19 protein-coding genes are annotated in these 15,987 nt (G+C 66.0%); 11 read left to right on the forward strand and 8 right to left on the reverse strand.

Annotation, left to right across the window (positions count from 1 at the left end; genetic code table 11):
• The first annotated feature begins 143 nt into the window (after window positions 1-143).
• Window positions 144-578 (forward strand): CoA-binding protein, encoded by a 435-nt coding sequence (locus tag GQ651_RS02000; protein WP_160762541.1) that lies wholly within the window; start codon window positions 144-146, stop codon window positions 576-578.
• Here GQ651_RS02000 and GQ651_RS02005 read toward each other — a convergent pair.
• The 3 genes from GQ651_RS02005 to hisA are packed head-to-tail and all read right to left on the reverse strand — an operon-like array spanning window position 572 to window position 2,407.
• Window positions 572-886: a phosphoribosyl-ATP diphosphatase gene (locus tag GQ651_RS02005; RefSeq protein WP_160762542.1), complete on the reverse strand. Its 315-nt coding sequence runs from the start codon at window positions 884-886 to the stop codon at window positions 572-574. The two genes, GQ651_RS02000 and GQ651_RS02005, sit on opposite strands and share 7 nt — an antisense overlap.
• Window positions 883-1,644, reverse strand: coding sequence for an imidazole glycerol phosphate synthase subunit HisF (gene hisF / locus GQ651_RS02010; RefSeq protein ID WP_160762543.1), 762 nt, complete (start codon window positions 1,642-1,644; stop codon window positions 883-885). The genes GQ651_RS02005 and hisF overlap by 4 nt, the downstream gene beginning before the upstream one ends.
• A 43-nt stretch (window positions 1,645-1,687) precedes the next feature.
• Window positions 1,688-2,407 carry a 1-(5-phosphoribosyl)-5-[(5-phosphoribosylamino)methylideneamino]imidazole-4-carboxamide isomerase gene (gene hisA, locus GQ651_RS02015; protein ID WP_160762544.1) on the reverse strand — a complete coding sequence of 240 codons (720 nt, stop codon included), beginning with the start codon at window positions 2,405-2,407 and terminating at the stop codon, window positions 1,688-1,690.
• A gap of 143 nt (window positions 2,408-2,550) precedes the next feature.
• Between hisA and GQ651_RS02020 the strand changes: the two genes are divergently transcribed.
• Complete coding sequence (locus tag GQ651_RS02020; RefSeq protein WP_160762545.1) at window positions 2,551-2,940, forward strand: DUF2147 domain-containing protein; 390 nt, start codon at window positions 2,551-2,553, stop codon at window positions 2,938-2,940.
• The gene (locus tag GQ651_RS02025) at window positions 2,907-3,338 is read left to right on the forward strand and encodes a hypothetical protein (protein ID WP_160762546.1); all 432 of its coding nucleotides are present in this window, start codon (window positions 2,907-2,909) and stop codon (window positions 3,336-3,338) included. Before GQ651_RS02020 ends, GQ651_RS02025 begins: the two co-directional genes overlap by 34 nt.
• Here GQ651_RS02025 and hisH read toward each other — a convergent pair.
• Both hisH and hisB read right to left on the reverse strand, forming a co-directional pair.
• Window positions 3,335-3,973 carry an imidazole glycerol phosphate synthase subunit HisH gene (gene hisH / locus GQ651_RS02030; RefSeq protein ID WP_160762547.1) on the reverse strand — a complete coding sequence of 213 codons (639 nt, stop codon included), beginning with the start codon at window positions 3,971-3,973 and terminating at the stop codon, window positions 3,335-3,337. The genes GQ651_RS02025 and hisH overlap by 4 nt on opposite strands.
• A gap of 41 nt (window positions 3,974-4,014) precedes the next feature.
• Window positions 4,015-4,602, reverse strand: coding sequence for an imidazoleglycerol-phosphate dehydratase HisB (gene hisB, locus GQ651_RS02035; RefSeq protein ID WP_160762548.1), 588 nt, complete (start codon window positions 4,600-4,602; stop codon window positions 4,015-4,017).
• Between the two features lie 191 nt (window positions 4,603-4,793).
• On the opposite strand from hisB, the gene GQ651_RS02040 reads away from it, so the two are divergent.
• Both GQ651_RS02040 and GQ651_RS02045 read left to right on the forward strand, forming a co-directional pair.
• On the forward strand, window positions 4,794-5,492 hold the full coding sequence (locus GQ651_RS02040; RefSeq protein ID WP_160762549.1) for a response regulator transcription factor: 699 nt from the start codon (window positions 4,794-4,796) through the stop codon (window positions 5,490-5,492).
• Window positions 5,477-6,454: a sensor histidine kinase gene (locus tag GQ651_RS02045; RefSeq protein ID WP_160762550.1), complete on the forward strand. Its 978-nt coding sequence runs from the start codon at window positions 5,477-5,479 to the stop codon at window positions 6,452-6,454. The genes GQ651_RS02040 and GQ651_RS02045 overlap by 16 nt, the downstream gene beginning before the upstream one ends.
• Here GQ651_RS02045 and GQ651_RS02050 read toward each other — a convergent pair.
• Complete coding sequence (locus GQ651_RS02050; protein ID WP_160762551.1) at window positions 6,451-6,819, reverse strand: hypothetical protein; 369 nt, start codon at window positions 6,817-6,819, stop codon at window positions 6,451-6,453. The genes GQ651_RS02045 and GQ651_RS02050 overlap by 4 nt on opposite strands.
• Window positions 6,820-6,922: 103 nt before the next feature.
• Here GQ651_RS02050 and GQ651_RS02055 point away from each other — a divergent pair, with 103 nt between their 5' ends.
• The 6 genes from GQ651_RS02055 to GQ651_RS02080 all read left to right on the forward strand — a co-directional run bounded on the left by GQ651_RS02055 (window position 6,923) and on the right by GQ651_RS02080 (window position 13,173).
• Window positions 6,923-8,368, forward strand: a complete 1,446-nt coding sequence (locus GQ651_RS02055) for an FAD-linked oxidase C-terminal domain-containing protein (RefSeq protein WP_160762552.1) — start codon at window positions 6,923-6,925, stop codon at window positions 8,366-8,368.
• Between the two features lie 76 nt (window positions 8,369-8,444).
• A complete protein-coding gene (locus GQ651_RS02060) occupies window positions 8,445-9,587 on the forward strand; it encodes an FAD-binding protein (RefSeq protein WP_160762553.1) in 1,143 nt (380 codons plus the stop codon).
• Window positions 9,587-10,942: a glycolate oxidase subunit GlcF gene (gene glcF, locus GQ651_RS02065; protein ID WP_160762554.1), complete on the forward strand. Its 1,356-nt coding sequence runs from the start codon at window positions 9,587-9,589 to the stop codon at window positions 10,940-10,942. Before GQ651_RS02060 ends, glcF begins: the two co-directional genes overlap by 1 nt.
• A gap of 69 nt (window positions 10,943-11,011) precedes the next feature.
• A complete protein-coding gene (locus GQ651_RS02070) occupies window positions 11,012-11,866 on the forward strand; it encodes a trypsin-like serine peptidase (protein ID WP_160762555.1) in 855 nt (284 codons plus the stop codon).
• Between the two features lie 32 nt (window positions 11,867-11,898).
• Complete coding sequence (locus GQ651_RS02075; protein ID WP_160762556.1) at window positions 11,899-12,570, forward strand: trypsin-like serine peptidase; 672 nt, start codon at window positions 11,899-11,901, stop codon at window positions 12,568-12,570.
• A 144-nt stretch (window positions 12,571-12,714) separates the two neighbouring features.
• On the forward strand, window positions 12,715-13,173 hold the full coding sequence (locus tag GQ651_RS02080) for an Hsp20 family protein (protein ID WP_160762557.1): 459 nt from the start codon (window positions 12,715-12,717) through the stop codon (window positions 13,171-13,173).
• A 52-nt stretch (window positions 13,174-13,225) separates the two neighbouring features.
• On the opposite strand, the gene GQ651_RS02085 is transcribed toward GQ651_RS02080, so the two are convergent.
• Both GQ651_RS02085 and GQ651_RS02090 read right to left on the reverse strand, forming a co-directional pair.
• Window positions 13,226-13,588 (reverse strand): DoxX family protein, encoded by a 363-nt coding sequence (locus GQ651_RS02085; RefSeq protein ID WP_160762558.1) that lies wholly within the window; start codon window positions 13,586-13,588, stop codon window positions 13,226-13,228.
• A 44-nt stretch (window positions 13,589-13,632) separates the two neighbouring features.
• The gene (locus tag GQ651_RS02090; protein ID WP_160762559.1) at window positions 13,633-15,969 is read right to left on the reverse strand and encodes an aldehyde dehydrogenase family protein; all 2,337 of its coding nucleotides are present in this window, start codon (window positions 15,967-15,969) and stop codon (window positions 13,633-13,635) included.
• Window positions 15,970-15,987 lie beyond the last annotated feature (18 nt).

Raw genomic sequence — 15,987 nt, forward strand, 5'->3', positions numbered from 1 at the left:
TCCAAGGCGGTGTTGCGTCCCCACATCAATAAAACGGACCGGGTTCGGAACACCCGGTTCCCGATCACTGTCCCTCGTTCCGTGACTGGCGCCCGATTTCTGATCGGGCGTCTTTTTCTTTACCCTGCGCCGGAAAGGGCGCGATGACCATGATACCTGCCGATGAACGCCTGACCCGCCTTCTCCTGGAGACCCGCGTGATCGCGATGGTCGGCGCGTCGTTGAAGCCTGCGCGCCCGAGCCACGGCGTAGGCGAATACATGGCGGCAAGCGGCTATCGCGTGATCCCGGTCAATCCGGGCCATGCGGGCAAGACCCTGTTCGGGGAAACGGTCGTCGCCTCGCTGGCCGATATCGATGTCCCCGTGGACATGCTGAATATCTTTCGCCGCTCGGATCAGATCGCCCCGGTTGTGGAAGAGGGGCTTGCCGCGCTGCCGGGCCTCAAAAGCGTCTGGATGCAGCTTGGTCTCTCGAATGTCGAGGGGCGCGCGATGGCCGAGGCGAAGGGGTTGACCGTGGTCGAGGACCGGTGCCTCCTGATCGAGCACCGCCGCCTGATCCGGGGGCGCTACTGACGGGCGGCTTTCTCATCGAGCCCTGACGTGCCCTCCCGGCGGGCCAGTTCGGCCAGCACGTCGGCCAGCGACACGTCGCGCGCGGCCAGCATCACCAGCAGGTGATAGAGCACATCCGCCGCCTCTGCGGTCAGCCGGTCACGGTCGCCCTTGGTAGCCTCGATGATGGCTTCGACGGCTTCTTCCCCGAATTTTTCGGCGCACTTCTCGGGTCCCGCAGCGAGCAGCCGTGCGGTCCAGCTTTCGTCCGGCGCTGCGCTCTTGCGGGCCTCGATGGTGGCGGCAAGGCGGTCGAGTGCGTTGGTCATGCGAGCCTCATGGGAATGCCGGCGGCGGCCATGTGGGCCTTGGCCTCTCCGATGGTGTAATCCCCGAAATGGAAGATCGACGCGGCCAGCACCGCGCTCGCGTGGCCCTCGGTCACGCCTTCGACGAGGTGGTCCAGCGTGCCAACGCCGCCGGAGGCGATCACGGGCACGTCCACCGCATCCGCGATGGCGCGGGTGAGCGGGATGTTGAAGCCGGCGCGCGTGCCGTCGCGGTCCATCGAGGTCAGAAGGATTTCGCCCGCGCCCTTGGCGGTCACGGTCCGCGCGAATTCGACGGCGTCGATGCCCGTGGGCTTGCGTCCGCCATGGGTGAAGATCTCCCACCGGCCCGGCTCGACGGTTTTCGCGTCGATGGCACAGACGATGCACTGGCTTCCGAACTTGTCGGCGGCGCGCGCGATCACGTCGGGGTCGGCCACAGCGGCCGAGTTGAAGCTGACCTTGTCGGCGCCCGCCAGAAGCAGGTTTCGCACGTCCTCGACTGTCCGGACGCCGCCGCCGACGGTGAGCGGCATGAAGCACTGCTCCGCCGTCCGGGTGGCGAGGTCGTACATCGTGCCCCGGTTCTCGTGGGTGGCGTGAATGTCGAGAAAGCACAGCTCGTCCGCGCCCGCCTCGTTATAGGCGATGGCGGCTTCCACGGGGTCGCCCGCGTCGATCAGGTCGACGAAGTTGACGCCCTTGACCACGCGGCCATCGGCCACGTCCAGACAGGGAATGATGCGCGTCTTCAGCATGGGGGCGTGATAACGCCAAGCGGCCCGGCGGGCCAGAGGGAGATTACGCCCGTAGCGCAGCGAGTGCCTCGCCAAGGTCGATCGCCCCGTCATAAAGCGCCCGGCCCGAGATCGCGCCCGCGATGACGCCGGTGTCGCGAAGACGGGTCAGGTCGTCCATCGATGACACGCCGCCAGAGGCGATGACCGGCACGTCCACGGCACGGGCCAGCGCCTCGGTCGCGGCCACGTTGGGGCCGCCCATCGCGCCGTCACGGTCGATATCGGTGTAGATGATCGCGGCGATGCCGGCGTCCTCGAACTTTTTCGCAAGGTCGATCACGTCGAGATCGGTCTCTTCCGCCCAGCCCCGCGTCGCGACCTTGCCCGCGCGGGCATCCAGCCCCACCGCCACCTTGTCCGGAAAGGCTTTGGCTGCAGCGCGCACGAGGTCGGGGTCTTCGACAGCCACTGTGCCGAGGATGACGCGGGAAAGCCCCTTGTCGAGCCACGCCTCGATGCCGCCCATGTCACGGATGCCACCGCCAAGCTGCACCGGGATCGAGACGCGCTCCAGAATGGCCTCGACCGCGGCGCCGTTCACCGGATGGCCCGCAAAAGCACCGTTCAGGTCCACGAGGTGCAGCCACTCGGCGCCGGCATCCTGAAAGAGCATGGCCTGCGCGGCGGGGTCGTCGCCGAACACGGTGGCCTTGTCCATGTCGCCCTTCAGAAGGCGCACGCACTGGCCGTCTTTCAGGTCGATGGCTGGGTAGAGGATCATCTGCGCGGTCCCGGTTTTTCGCTTGCGCCGACCGTTTGCCCCAACGTCGCACGGCCCGCAAGGGGCAGGGGACCCAACGTCACACTTGCCCGACGCATGACGAGGCCCGAAAGCTGACGCCGAGAAACAGGGAGGACATTTGCATGTTCAAGAAACTCGGGGCCGCTCTTCTGGCCATCACGCTTGCCACGCCCGCGCTGGCCGATCCGGTGCTCGGCCTCTACAAGACCCAGCCCGGCGATGACGGGAACTACGGCCATGTCGAACTTTATCAGTGCGGCAGCGAGATCTGCGGTGTGATCCGCGCAGCCTTCAACGGCTCGGGCGACGCCATCGAAAGCGATAATATCGGCAAGCGCATGATCTGGGGCATGACCGCCGAGGGCAATGGCGCCTATTCGGGCGGCAAGATCTGGGCGCCGGACCGCGACAAGACCTACAACTCGAAGATGGAGCTTTCTGGCCGCAATCTGGAAGTCTCGGGCTGCGTTCTGGTCATTTGCCGCGCCCAAAGCTGGACGAAAGTTCAATAAGCCCCTCCGGCCAAACCAACCCATGGCGGCGGCGCTTCAAGGGCGCCGCCATCGTCTATCTTGTTTCGCTCATCGCGGCCGCGGTGCCGCTTCTGGGGTCGGACGTCTGCACCCAGTACAGGTTCGGTCTCTGGGCGCTGCCTCTTGCGCCGCTCCTGGTGGCCATGGGGGCATTCGTGATCTTCGCGATGACGGTTGCGGCGTTTCGTGACAGCGCGGCCTTCGCCAATGCGACCTTCTTCATCCTGATCCTTGCGACGCTCGGGTCCGTCATTCCGCTTGCCATAGCCGCGGACCGGCGGCCGGCGACGGCGCTCTGGTTCGGTCTTCTTCTGGCGGTCGTCGCCGTTATCTCGCTGATCGGCGCGTTCTTCTTCTGCGCCTCGATGTCGGTCTAGGGCCGCCAGGCGAGCCAGTTCGCGATCAGCCTGAGGCCCGCTGCCTGACTTTTCTCGGGGTGAAACTGGGTTCCGACCATCGTGTCCCGTCCGACGATGGCCGTGACCGGCCCGCCATAGTCGCAATGCGCCAGCAATTCTGTAGGATCGGCCATTTCCATTTGGTAGGAATGGACAAAATACGCGTGGTCACCCGTCTCGATCCCCTCGAGCACCGGGTGAGGGCTGTCGATCACCAGATCGTTCCAGCCCATGTGGGGCACCTTGAGCGCGGGGTCCGCGGGCTGAATCCGCCGCACCTCGCCCGCGATCCAGCCAAGGCCGGCGGTGGTCTCGTATTCGTGCCCTGCGCGGCCCATCAGCTGCATGCCCACACAGATGCCGAGGAACGGACGGGCCTTTACCTCGACCGCTTCGACGAGCGCGTCGAACAGGCCCCTCTGGCCCTTCAATTCGGTCATGCAGGCTGGAAAAGCCCCGTCGCCCGGCAAGACGATACGGTCGGCACGGGCGATATCCTCGGCTTTGTCCGAGACGATCACGTCTCCCGCATCCGTCTCTCGCGCCATGCGCTGGAACGCCTTTTCCGCCGAGTGAAGATTACCCGCCGCGTAATCGATCAGAACAGTCAGCATGGTCTACCTTCTGTCAGGCAATGCCGCCTCGGGGCGCCGGCTCAGAGCGCGCCCTTGGTCGACGGGATCTCGTCCGCCTTGCGCGGGTCGGTCTCGACCGCGTCGCGCAGCGCACGGGCGACGGCCTTGAAGGCCGCTTCCGCGATGTGGTGGCTGTTCACGCCGCGCAGCGCATCCACGTGGAGCGTGATGCCGCCATGGGTCGAAAACGCTTGAAAGAACTCGCGCACCAGCTCGGTGTCGAACGTGCCGATCTTGGCCGTGGGCAGCGCCAAGTCCCAGGCCAGGAACGGACGCCCCGACAGATCGAGTGCCGCGCGCACCAGCGCGTCGTCCATGGGCAGGTGGCATTCGCCATAGCGCCTGATGCCCCGCTTGTCGCCAAGCGCCTGTGCCAAGGCCTGACCAAGCGCGATGCCCGTATCCTCGACCGTGTGGTGGTCGTCGATGTGCAGATCGCCTGTCGCACGCACCGTCATGTCGATCAGCGCGTGACGGGCAAGCTGGTCCAGCATGTGATCGAAAAAGCCGACGCCGGTCCGGTTGTCGTACCGGCCGGTCCCGTCGAGGTCGATCTCGACGGTAATATCGGTTTCTGCGGTCTTCCGCGTGATCTCGGCACGTCGCATGGCCGGGCTCCTCTCAAGGGTCGGGCGCTTATAGGCGGGCGGGCGGGCGAAGGGGAAGAGGCGGATGCATCAACCCACCTCGCCTGTGGTGCCTTTGCACGGGGTCTGCACAACGCACATGCGCCGAAAAGCTAGGGGATGACGTGTGAGAAAGGTGCTGCAAGGATGCAAGCGATGAAGAGAGAGGCCGCATGACAGAGCCGGTGATCCTGGTCGTCGACGATGACCCCCAGATTCGCGACATGCTGAGGATCGCGCTTGGCCGCGCCGGATTTCAGGCGCGGTTCGCCCGCGACGGGGCCGAGGGGTTGAGGGCGGCGCGCGCCGATGCGCCAGACCTCGTCGTCCTCGATATCGGTCTGCCCGAACGCGACGGGCTTGATCTTTGCCGCGCCGTCCGCACGACGAGCGACGTGCCGATCATCTTCCTGACCGCCCGCGACGACGAGGTGGATCGCATCGTCGGGCTCGAAATCGGCGGCGACGATTACGTTACGAAGCCCTTCAGCCCCCGCGAACTGGTCGCGCGCATTCGCGCCGTCCTGAAACGCGCGGGCTCGGGGACGGGCAAGGCGGCGCCGGTGGCGCTCAGCCACGGGGCGCTGGAACTTCGCCCGGAAGAGCATCTCTGCCTCGTATCGGGCGCGCCCGTCGCGCTGACCGCGACCGAGATCTCGATCCTGAGCGAGTTGATGGGCCAGCCCTCGCGCGTCTTCAGCCGCCCGCGCCTTGTCGACCGGGTCTGGGGCGAGGGGATGCCGGTCAGCGACCGGACCCTCGACAGTCATCTCAGGAACCTGCGGGGCAAGCTGGCGGCGGCGGGCTGTGGCGACGCGATCGAGACGCTGCACGGTGTCGGCCTGAGGATGGGATCATGCGCGCCCGCCTGAGACGCAAATGGCGGCCGCCCCTGTCGCTGGTCCTTGGCGGGTCGCTTCTGGCGGTTCTGGTCCTGCCGGTGCTGGGTGTTTTCGCAGTCGAGCTTCTGACCCCGGCAACCGGGCGGCGCTGGGCCGTCGGGATTGTGGTTCTCGGGGCCGGGGCGGCGACGCTCGTGCTCGGTTATCTGCTCTGGCGGCTGATCCTGTCGCCGGTCAGGGCGCTCGGCGCACAGGCCGCCGCGATCAAGACCGGCAGTCCGGTTCTCGCCCTGGGACGGGCGGGCACGCCCGAAATCAGCGAGGTGGCGGAGCTGGTCCTCGACATGGCCGAGACGCTGACCGCGCGCGAGCTGGCGGTCCGCAGCTATACCGACCACGTGACCCACGAGTTGAAGACGCCGCTGACTGCGATCCGGGGCGCGGCTGAACTTCTGGAGGGCGACGACACGGCCTCAGACGAGACCCGGCACCTGGCGCGCACGATCCTCGATGCCGAAGCGCGCGCCGAGAGGCTTCTGGCCGCCGCGCGTCAGGTCGTGGCTGCCCGGACGCCCGCTCATCGCGGAACCTCGCGGCTGTCGGATGGGCTTGCCGCGTGGCGAGAGCGCTTTCCCGATTTGGCTTTCTCCGTCGATGGGGGCGAGGTTGCGCTGCCCATCGCGCTCTCAGGCCTCGATATCGCCGTAGGTCATCTGGCCCAGAACGCCATCGCCGCGGGGGCCTCCCGCCTCGTGCTGAGGGCGAGCCAGGCGGACGGCCGGGCGACGCTCTTCGTCGAGGATGACGGGCCGGGCATCTCGGAGGGGAACGAGGCGCGGGTCTTCGAGCCGTTCTTCACGACGCGCCGCGACACCGGCGGGACCGGCATGGGGCTGGCGGTGGTCGAGACCATGCTGAGAGCGCAGGGCGCGGACATCACACTCGCGCCGGGGCAAAAGGGCCGGGGCGCCCGTTTCGCGATCGGTTTCTAGTTCAGACCGACAGGAAACCGCGCCTCACCCCAGCCGTCGGTATTCGTGCGCGCCTCGATATAGACCGTGTCGACGCCGTCGGGGACCGCGACACCCGAAAGCGAGCGGGTGAACGGCTGTTCATCGACATGCGGGTGGTAAAGGGTGCGGGTGCCGAGCACCGCGCCCCCTGCATCGACCACGCGCCAGCCGTCGGCATAATCGTCCCAGCCGGTGTCGCCATGGCGAAGGGTGACCGTGAACGTCCAGCCCGAGCCGGAGGACCGCGCCTCGGCCGCGACGATTTCGGCATCGTCTGCTGCTGCCTTGAGGGGCAGGGTAACCACGGCGAGGGCAAGAATTTTCGATATGACAGAATTGGGCATGTGGACCGGATACCCCGATTTCGGGCAGTATCGGGTCACATTTTCTTGTCTTTCCGCAAAATTGGTTATATAAAATTACCAATATTTGAGAAAGGAACGCGAAATGGAGATGCCGGCCCCGAACCAAGGCGTCCTGTCCAAACGGTCGCGGATCATTGCGCGTCTGGAAGAAGTGCTTCCAAAAGACGCTGTGATCTCGGACGTGATGGAAACGCGGGCCTATGAATGCGACGCGCTCACGGCCTACAAATGCCCGCCGCTCTGCGCGGTCCTGCCCTCGTCCACCGAAGAGGTCTCGGCGATTCTGAAGATCTGCCATGCCGAGGGCGTGCCGGTGGTGCCGCGCGGATCGGGAACGTCGCTCGCGGGCGGGGCGCTGCCCACAGCGGATTCGGTGATCCTTGGCGTGGCGCGGCTGAACGAGGTGCTGGAGACCGACTACGACAACCGTTTTATCCGGGTGCAGACGGGGCGCACCAATCTGAGCGTTACCGGTGCCGTCGAGGCGGATGGATTCTTCTATGCGCCCGACCCGTCCTCGCAACTGGCCTGCGCCATCGCTGGCAATATCGCGATGAATTCGGGCGGGGCGCATTGCCTGAAATACGGGGTGACAACCAACAACCTGCTGGGCGTGACCATGGTCCAGATGGACGGCACGGTGGTCGAGATCGGCGGCGCGCATATGGATGCGGGCGGCTATGACTGGCTGGGGCTGATCTGCGGGTCGGAAGGACAGTTGGGCGTCGTCACCGAGGCGACCCTTCGCATCCTTCCCAAGCCTGAAGGCGCGCGGCCGGTTCTGATCGGCTACGATTCGAACGAAGTGGCGGGCGAATGCGTGTCCGACATCATCAAGGCGGGCGTGCTGCCGGTGGCCATCGAGTTCATGGACCGCCCCTGTATCCGTGCGACGGAAGCCTTCGCCAAGGCGGGCTATCCCGATTGCGAGGCGCTTCTGATCGTCGAGGTCGAGGGATCGCCCGCGGAAATCGACGAACAACTGGGCCTGATCCGGCAGATCGCGCAGAAGCACAATCCGGTCGAGTTCCGCGAAGCCGAGGATGCCGATCAGGCGGCGCGCATCTGGCTGGGGCGGAAGTCGGCCTTTGGCGCCATGGGGCAAATCAACGACTACATGTGCCTCGACGGTACGATCCCCGTCTCGTCGCTGCCCCATGTGCTGAAGCGGATCGGCGAGATGTCGAAGGAGTTCGGCCTCGACGTGGCAAATGTCTTTCACGCGGGAGACGGCAACATGCACCCGCTGATCCTCTTCGATGCCAACAAGCCCGGCGATCTGGAGACCTGCGAGGCTTTCGGGGCGGAGATCCTGAAGCTTTGCGTCGAGGTGGGCGGGTGTCTGACGGGCGAGCATGGTGTGGGGATCGAAAAGCGCGACCTGATGCATGTTCAGTTCGCAGCCGTGGACCTTGAAGCGCAGATGCGTGTGAAGGACGTGTTCGATCCGGCCTGGCTGTTGAACCCCGCCAAGGTGTTCCCGCTGGACGCCAGCGAGGCACGCCGGGCGCGGGCGGAGGCCGCCTGAGGGGGCTTTCTGCCCCCTCTGGGCCTGACGGCCCATTCACCCCCGAGGATATTTTAGAACAGGCGAAGGACAGGGCGTGCTTACTCCAGAGAGCGAAGAAGAACTGGCCGAGGCGATCGCCGGAGCGCGCGGCCCCCTCAGGGTCGTGGGTGGCGGCACGCGGCCCATCGGCAAGCCTGTTCAGGGCGAGGTCCTGTCGGTCGCGGGGCTGAGCGGCATCACGCTTTATGAACCGGGCGCGCTGACCATCGTGGCGAAGGCGGGCACGCCTCTGGCAGAGGTAGAGGCGGCGCTGGCCGCCGAGGGGCAGATGCTGCCCTTCGAGCCGATGGACCACCGCAAGCTTCTGGGAACGACAGGCGAGCCGACCATAGGTGGTGTCGTTGCCGCGAACGTCTCTGGCCCGCGCCGGGTGCAGGCGGGCGCCTGCCGCGACAGCCTGATCGGGGTCCGCTTCGTGGATGGCGGCGGTCATGTCGTGAAGAACGGCGGCCGCGTAATGAAAAATGTGACCGGCTACGATCTGGTCAAGCTGATGTCGGGCGCCATGGGCACGCTCGGCGTGTTGAGTGAGGTCAGCTTCAAGGTACTGCCGCGTCCTGCCGCTGCGGCGGCGCTGCTGATCGAGGGGCTCAGCCCGGACCGGGCCGTGGCGGCGATGGCGGCGGCGCTCCGTTCGCCTTTCGAGGTGTCGGGCGCGGCCCATGTGCCCGAAGGTATGGCCGGCGATCCGGTGACCATGATCCGGATCGAGGGCTTCGAAAGCTCGGTCGCCTATCGCGCGGCGAGGCTGCAGGAGGTGCTCGAACCTTTCGGACAGTCGACCGTCGAGCGCCGCGCGAGCGAGGGCGGCGAAGGCGTGACCGACGGCTGGCGTTGGGTGCGCGACGTCGAGGGCTTTGCCGGCAAACCGGGCGACGTCTGGCGCCTGTCGGTCAAGCCGGGCGATGCGCCCGAGATCGCATCGCGCGCGGGCGCGGAAGGGGTCCTGTTCGACTGGGGCGGGGGTCTTGTCTGGCTGCTTGTGGCCGAGGGCACCGACCTCCGCGCCAGACTTGGCGACTTCCGGGGGCACGCGACGTTGGTGAGGGCCTCGGAAGAGACCCGCGCGCGGCTTGACGTCTTCCAGCCCGAGCCCGCGCCGCTCAAGGCGCTGGCCGAGGGGCTGAGGGCGCAATTCGATCCACGCGGCATTCTCAATCCGGGGCTGATGGGCTGATGCAGACAACTTTTACCGAAGAGCAACTGAAGGACCCGGCTATTGCCCGGTCGAATGAGGTGCTGCGCTCCTGCGTGCATTGCGGCTTCTGCACGGCGACCTGCCCGACCTACCAGGTGCTGGGCGACGAGCTGGATTCGCCCCGCGGACGCATCTACCTGATCAAGGACATGCTGGAGAACGACCGGCCCGCGGATGCGAAGACGGTCAAGCATATCGACCGCTGCCTGTCGTGCCTCGCCTGCATGACCACCTGCCCGTCGGGTGTGCATTACATGCACCTTGTCGATCATGCCCGCGCGCATATCGAGAAGACCTACAAACGGCCCCTGTTCGAGCGGGTGCTCCGCTGGACGCTGGCGCGCATCCTGCCCTATCCGACGCGATTTCGTGTCGCGCTTCTGGGGGCCAAGATCGGTCGGCCCTTCGCCTTTCTGATGCCCGACGCGCGGCTGAAGGCAATGCTGGCCATGGCGCCGAAGAAGGTGCCGCCGGTCAGCCGCAACGACGATCCGCAAACCTTTGAACCCAAGGACGAAAAGCGGATGCGCGTGGCGCTCATGACGGGCTGCGCGCAGCGGGCGCTCAACACCGATATCAACGACGCGACCATCCGGCTTCTGCGCCGCTTCGGGGCCGAGGTGGTGATCGCCGAGGGAATGGGCTGCTGCGGGGCGCTGGTCCATCACATGGGCAAAGAGGACGAAAGCCACGCCGCGGCGGCCAAGAACATCAAGGCGTGGATGGCCGAGGACAGGAGCGAAGGCCTCGACGCGGTGGTCATCAACACGAGCGGCTGCGGCACCACTGTCAAGGATTACGGCCACATGTTCCGCAACGAGGCGCTGGCCGAGGACGCCGCGCGGGTCAGCGACCTTGCCGCCGACATCTCGGAAGTGCTGATGAAGCTCGACCTGCCGGAAGGTGCGCCGAAGGGCATCCGCGTCGCCTATCATGCCGCGTGCTCGCTGCAGCACGGGCAGCAGATCAAGACCTTCCCGAAAGACCTTCTGAAAAAAGCGGGATTCGAGGTGGTCGAGCCTGCTGACCCGCATCTCTGCTGCGGATCGGCGGGGACGTACAACCTGATGCAGCCCGAGATCTCGGCCAAGCTCAAGGCGCGGAAGGTTCGCACGCTGGAGGCCAAGGCGCCCGACATCATCGCCGCCGGGAATATCGGCTGCATGATGCAGATCGGGTCCGGCACCGATGTGCCCATCGTCCACACGGTCGAGCTTCTGGACTGGGCCACCGGCGGGCCGAAGCCGCCCGCGCTGGAAGGCTGGGAGCCGGGGCAGGGCAAGCCGGCGGTGACGGACGGGCGCAAAAATACCACGATTCCGATCCTCAAATAGGTGCCGTCGCCGCCAAATTCTTGCCGCACCTCGCGCTTAGGCTGATGCTGAGTGAAAAAGAGGTAGGCAATGCGACGGTTCCTGACGGCGGCTCTGGCCGCGCTTTTCTTTGGCGTCCCTGCCGCTGCACAAGCGGAGGAGGCGTCGAGCCTAACCACGTTGATGACTGCCTACGAGGCGCGCGGCTGGGAAGGCGTGGGGCGGCTGAACATCGGGCGGAGCGGTATGTGCACCGGCGCGCTCGTGGCGCCCGACCTCGTCCTGACGGCGGCCCATTGCATCTATGACCGGTCCGGCGACCTTGTTGCCCCCAATGAGATCCAGTTCCTCGCTGGGTGGCGCAACGGGCGCGCCTCGGCCTATCGTGGGGTCCGGAGGGCGATCGCCCACCCGAGCTATGAATATACCGGCCCCGAAAGCGATTTGCGCGTGGCCAATGACATCGCGCTTCTCAAGCTCGATAGCCCCATCCGGCTGGCCAATGTCCAGCCCTTCGCCACCGCCGATCGCCCGCGCAAGGGCAGCTCGGTCGGTGTCGTGTCCTATGCCCATGACCGTGCGGACACGCCGTCCCTGCAGGAGGTGTGTCACGTTCTGGCGCGCCAGAGCGGAAGCCTGATCCTGTCCTGTGACGTGGATTTCGGCTCTTCGGGCGCGCCGATCTTTACCGAGGTGGCGGGTGAACCGCGGATCGTCTCGGTCGTCTCGGCCAAGGCGATGATCCGGGGACGGCCTGTCTCGATCGGGACAAACCTAGAGCGGCCGCTGGCGGAGCTGATGGAGATGATGAACACGCCCGGCACGGCAAGTGCGGTCGCTGTAACAACAGCACGGCGGGTCGTGCCGGGCCGTATCGGCTCAGGCCTGACCGGAGGCGGCGGCGGCCTGAACAGCGGCGGCGGGGCGAAATTCCTGAAACCTTGACGCGTGCCGCACGCTCGGACAGCGTTTCCGACATGTTGCTCCGGGCCATTGCCGTTTGCCTTCTGGCTTTGCTCCTTCCTGCCGATGCCCCCGCGCAGGACCTTTCGGCCAGTGCGGGGCGGCTGGAGCGTCTGGGCGTGTCCGGCACCTGTTCTGCGACGCTGGTGCGCCCCGATGTGGCGGTGACTGCGGCGCATTGCGTCCGCCCGGATCAGGTCCGTCAGGGGGACGCGCCGCAGCTCTTCTTCCGGCCCGGATGGCCGCGCGATGCAGGACGCATGGCGGTGGTCGACGTGGTCCGGCACCCGCTATACGCCCCGGCACGCGAGGGCGAGCGCTGGCGGTTTCCCTTCGATATCGCCGTCGTCCGACTGGCGCGTGCTCTGCCGGAACGGGTGAACCCGCCGCTTGCCTTGGGCCGTCCGCCGGAGCCGGGCGAGTATCTGACACTGGTCAGTTGGAAAAAGGATCAGGATGCGCCGGTTCTGCGCCCCTGTCAGGTCGTGCCCGGGGTCGAGGCTCTGGTGACGATCGCCTGCCGCGTTGCGGGGGGCGAAAGCGGCGGTGCGGTCATCCGCGCAGGCAATGGAGCGCCCGAAATCGTTGCGGTTCTGACCAGCCGCGCGCAGATTGGTTCGCTTCCGGTCGGGCAGGCGAGCGCGCTGGAATTGCGGCTGGCACCGATGCTGCACCGGTTGGACTGACAGGCGCCAAAGACCCCTTGAAGCCCCTCTGATCGCTTCCCATCTATGCCCTGTCGGACGCCGGTAACCGGGTCCGGCAGCAGAAACCGCCCTGCCCGTGACGGGAGGGCTCACATAGTTGTCGCTCAATGGAGGATGACGCTTATGCGTACGTTTGACCTTGCACCGCTTTATCGTGCAACCGTCGGCTTCGACCAGATTGCCGACCTCATGGACCGGGTTCTGACCGATACCCAATCGGCCCCGTCCTATCCGCCCTACAATATTGAAAAAACCGCTGACGATGCCTGGCGCATCTCGATCGCCGTTGCCGGCTTTGCCGAAGACGACCTGTCGGTCGAGGTCCGCGAGAACGCGCTGATCGTGACTGCAAAGAAGAGCAAGGAAGACGACGGCCGCAAGTATCTGCATCGCGGCATCGCCAACCGCGCCTTCGAGCGCCGCTTCGCACTGGCCGACCACGTGCGCGTGACCGGTGCCAGCCATACCAACGGTATGCTGAACATCGACCTTGTCCGTGAAGTGCCCGAGGCGCTGAAACCGCGCCGCATCGAGATCGCCAAAGGCGACACGGTCGAGGCCAAGGCCGTCGAAGCTCACTAAGCTTGTTTATTGACGAGTTACCGCGCCCGGAGGTCAATCCTCCGGGCGTTTTTCATGCCCGGCTGACAAGCGCCGCAAGCTGCCCGCGGTAGGCATAGGCGGCGAGCGCCGACAGCACCAGCAACAGCGCCAGATGCCACCACGCGCCTCCGATGAAGACCAGCATGGCGAATATCGCCAGCACCATGGTCAGCGTCAGGGCAAGGGCGGCAAGGGCCTGCGCGCCCGGCACCCAGAGCGCCACCGCGCCAAGCGTTTCGACGCTGCCTGTCACGTATCTGATCCATTGCCCCATGCCGAGCGCCTCGTAGAGCGCCACCGCCGACGGCGTGCCGAGTAGCTTGGTCAGCCCGAAATACAGGAAAGCCAGCGTCAGGCCGGCGCGAAGAAGCGTGAGGGGCATGTTCTGTATCATGCGGCGGGACCTAAGACGCCCCGCCGGTCTGACAAGGCGCAGGGTTACTCGCCGTAGGGCACCCAGATGGTCTTCACCTCGGTCGCGGCGGAGAGGAAAGCCGCACTGTCGGCCTCTGCCCAGTCGCGGGCGCGGCCATGGTTGACCCAGGTTCGCTTCAGGTTACCCGCCGCCTCGCGCTCGATCACCGCCGACAGGTCCGAAGACGAGAACGACCAGACCGCGTCTAGGTCCATATGCCCGCCCATCTGCGCGGCCAGTTCGGAATGCGATCCGGTCAGGATGTTCACCACGCCGCCCGGCACGTCCGAGGTGTCGAGCACCTGGTAGAAATCCGTGGCGGCCAGCGGATAGGGCTCGGACGCCATGACGGTGATCCGGTTGCCCATCGCCATCGCGGGCGCGATGATCGAGACGAGCCCCAGAAGGGGGCTGTCATCGGCTGCAAAGGCGCCGATCTTGCCCACGGGCTCGTTCATGGCGAGTGCGATGCCCCGGATCGGCACACCTTTGGCGCGCCCGTCGTATTTGTCGGCCCAGGCCGCCCAGGTGAACAGCCGGTCGATACTGGCCAAAACCTCTGCCTTGCCGCCGCGCTTGCCGGTCATGGCGTCAATCCGGGACGCGAACTCGTCGGCGCGGGCCGAGAGGTTTTCACCGATGTAATAAAGGATCTGCGCGCGGAGATGTCCGGTGGTCGTCGACCAGCCCTTGGCGGCATTCATCGCCTCGACGGCGTTCCTCAGGTCCTTGCGGTTGGCAAGGCCGACATGACCGAGGAGCTTGCCCCTAGGCGACCAGACAGCGCGGGAGTAGCCGCCATCGGGACGCGCCTGCTTGCCGCCGATATAGAGCTTTGCCGTGCGGTCGAGCGTGTCCGCCTCAGCCTTTTCCGGCGCGGCGGCGGGGTCGACTTTGTCGATCTTCTTGAGGGGCTTGCGCGGCTTTGTGTAGGCAAGAAGTCCTTCCCAGCCGCCTTCGCGTCCGAACCCGCTTTCCCGGACACCGCCGAAACCGGCGGCGGCGTCGAAGAGGTTCGTTGCGTTCACCCAGACGACGCCCGACACCAGCTTTGGCGCGATGTCGAGGGCAAGGTTCACGTTCTCGGTCCAGAGCGTCGCGGCGAGCCCGTAACGCGTGTTGTTGGCCAGGTCGACCGCCTCGGCGGGGGTGCGGAAGGTTGTGCCCACAAGGACGGGCCCGAAGATTTCTTCCTGCATCAGCCGGTCGGCTGGCTGAAGCCCGGTGATCAGGGTCGGCGGATAGAAACACCCGCCTTCGGGCAGGGGTGTAGAGGCCCGGTAGACCTCGCCGTCCGACCCATCCACCAGATCTGTGATGGTTTTCAACTGCACCGGATCGACCACGGCGCCCACGTCGATGCATTTGTCGAGCGGGTCACCAAGGCGGAGCTTGTCCATGCGGGCGCGGAGGCGGGTGTAGAACCTCTCGGCCACGCCCTCCTGCACCAGCAGGCGCGAACCCGCGCAGCAGACCTGTCCCTGATTGAACCAGATGGCGTCCACCAGCCCTTCGATAGCGCTGTCCAGATCGGCATCGTCGAAGACGATGTAGGGCGACTTGCCGCCAAGCTCCAGCGTCAGCTTCTTGCCGGAACCCGCTGTCGCTTCGCGGATTTTTCGGCCAACGCTGGTTGATCCGGTGAAGGCGATCTTGTCGATATCGGGGTGATCGACGATCATCTGGCCGACCGCGCCGTCGCCCGTCACGATGTTCAGCACACCCGGCGGGACGCCCGCCTCGCGGCTGAGATCGGCGAAAAGGAGCGCGGTGAGCGAGGTGTATTCTGCGGGCTTCAGAACGACGGTGTTCCCCATGGCGAGCGCTGGCGCGACCTTCCATGCCAGCATCAGAAGAGGGAAGTTCCACGGGATGATCTGGCCCGCGACGCCAAGCGCTTCGCGGTCGGGCAACTCGTCCTCCATAAGCTGCGCCATGCCTGCGTGATAGTAGAAGTGCCGCGCGACCAGCGGGATGTCGATGTCGCGGCTCTCGCGGATCGGCTTGCCGTTGTCGAGGGTCTCAAGCACGGCGAAGAGGCGGGATTGCTTCTGGATCAGACGCGCTAGCGCATAGAGGACGCGGGCGCGCGCCTTGGCGTCTTTGGCCCACGATTTCTGCGCCTTGCGCGCCGCTTTTACAGCGGCATCGACGTCCTTCTGGCTGGCCTGGCTGACCTTTGCCAGCGTCTCGCCGGTCGCGGGGTTGCGGCTGTCGAAGGTCTTGCCTGCTTTCGTCCAGCCGCCGTCGATCCAATGACCGAACATGCCCTTGTGACTGGCAAGCCAGTCCATCGCCTCGGACGCGCTTTCAGGGGCGGGGCCGTAGTCCATGCTGTGGAAGATGTCCCGGACGTTCATGTGTCGTGTTCCTGCGTT

The organism is Kangsaoukella pontilimi (assembly GCF_009830125.1).
Classification (GTDB): Bacteria; Pseudomonadota; Alphaproteobacteria; order Rhodobacterales; family Rhodobacteraceae; genus Kangsaoukella; species Kangsaoukella pontilimi.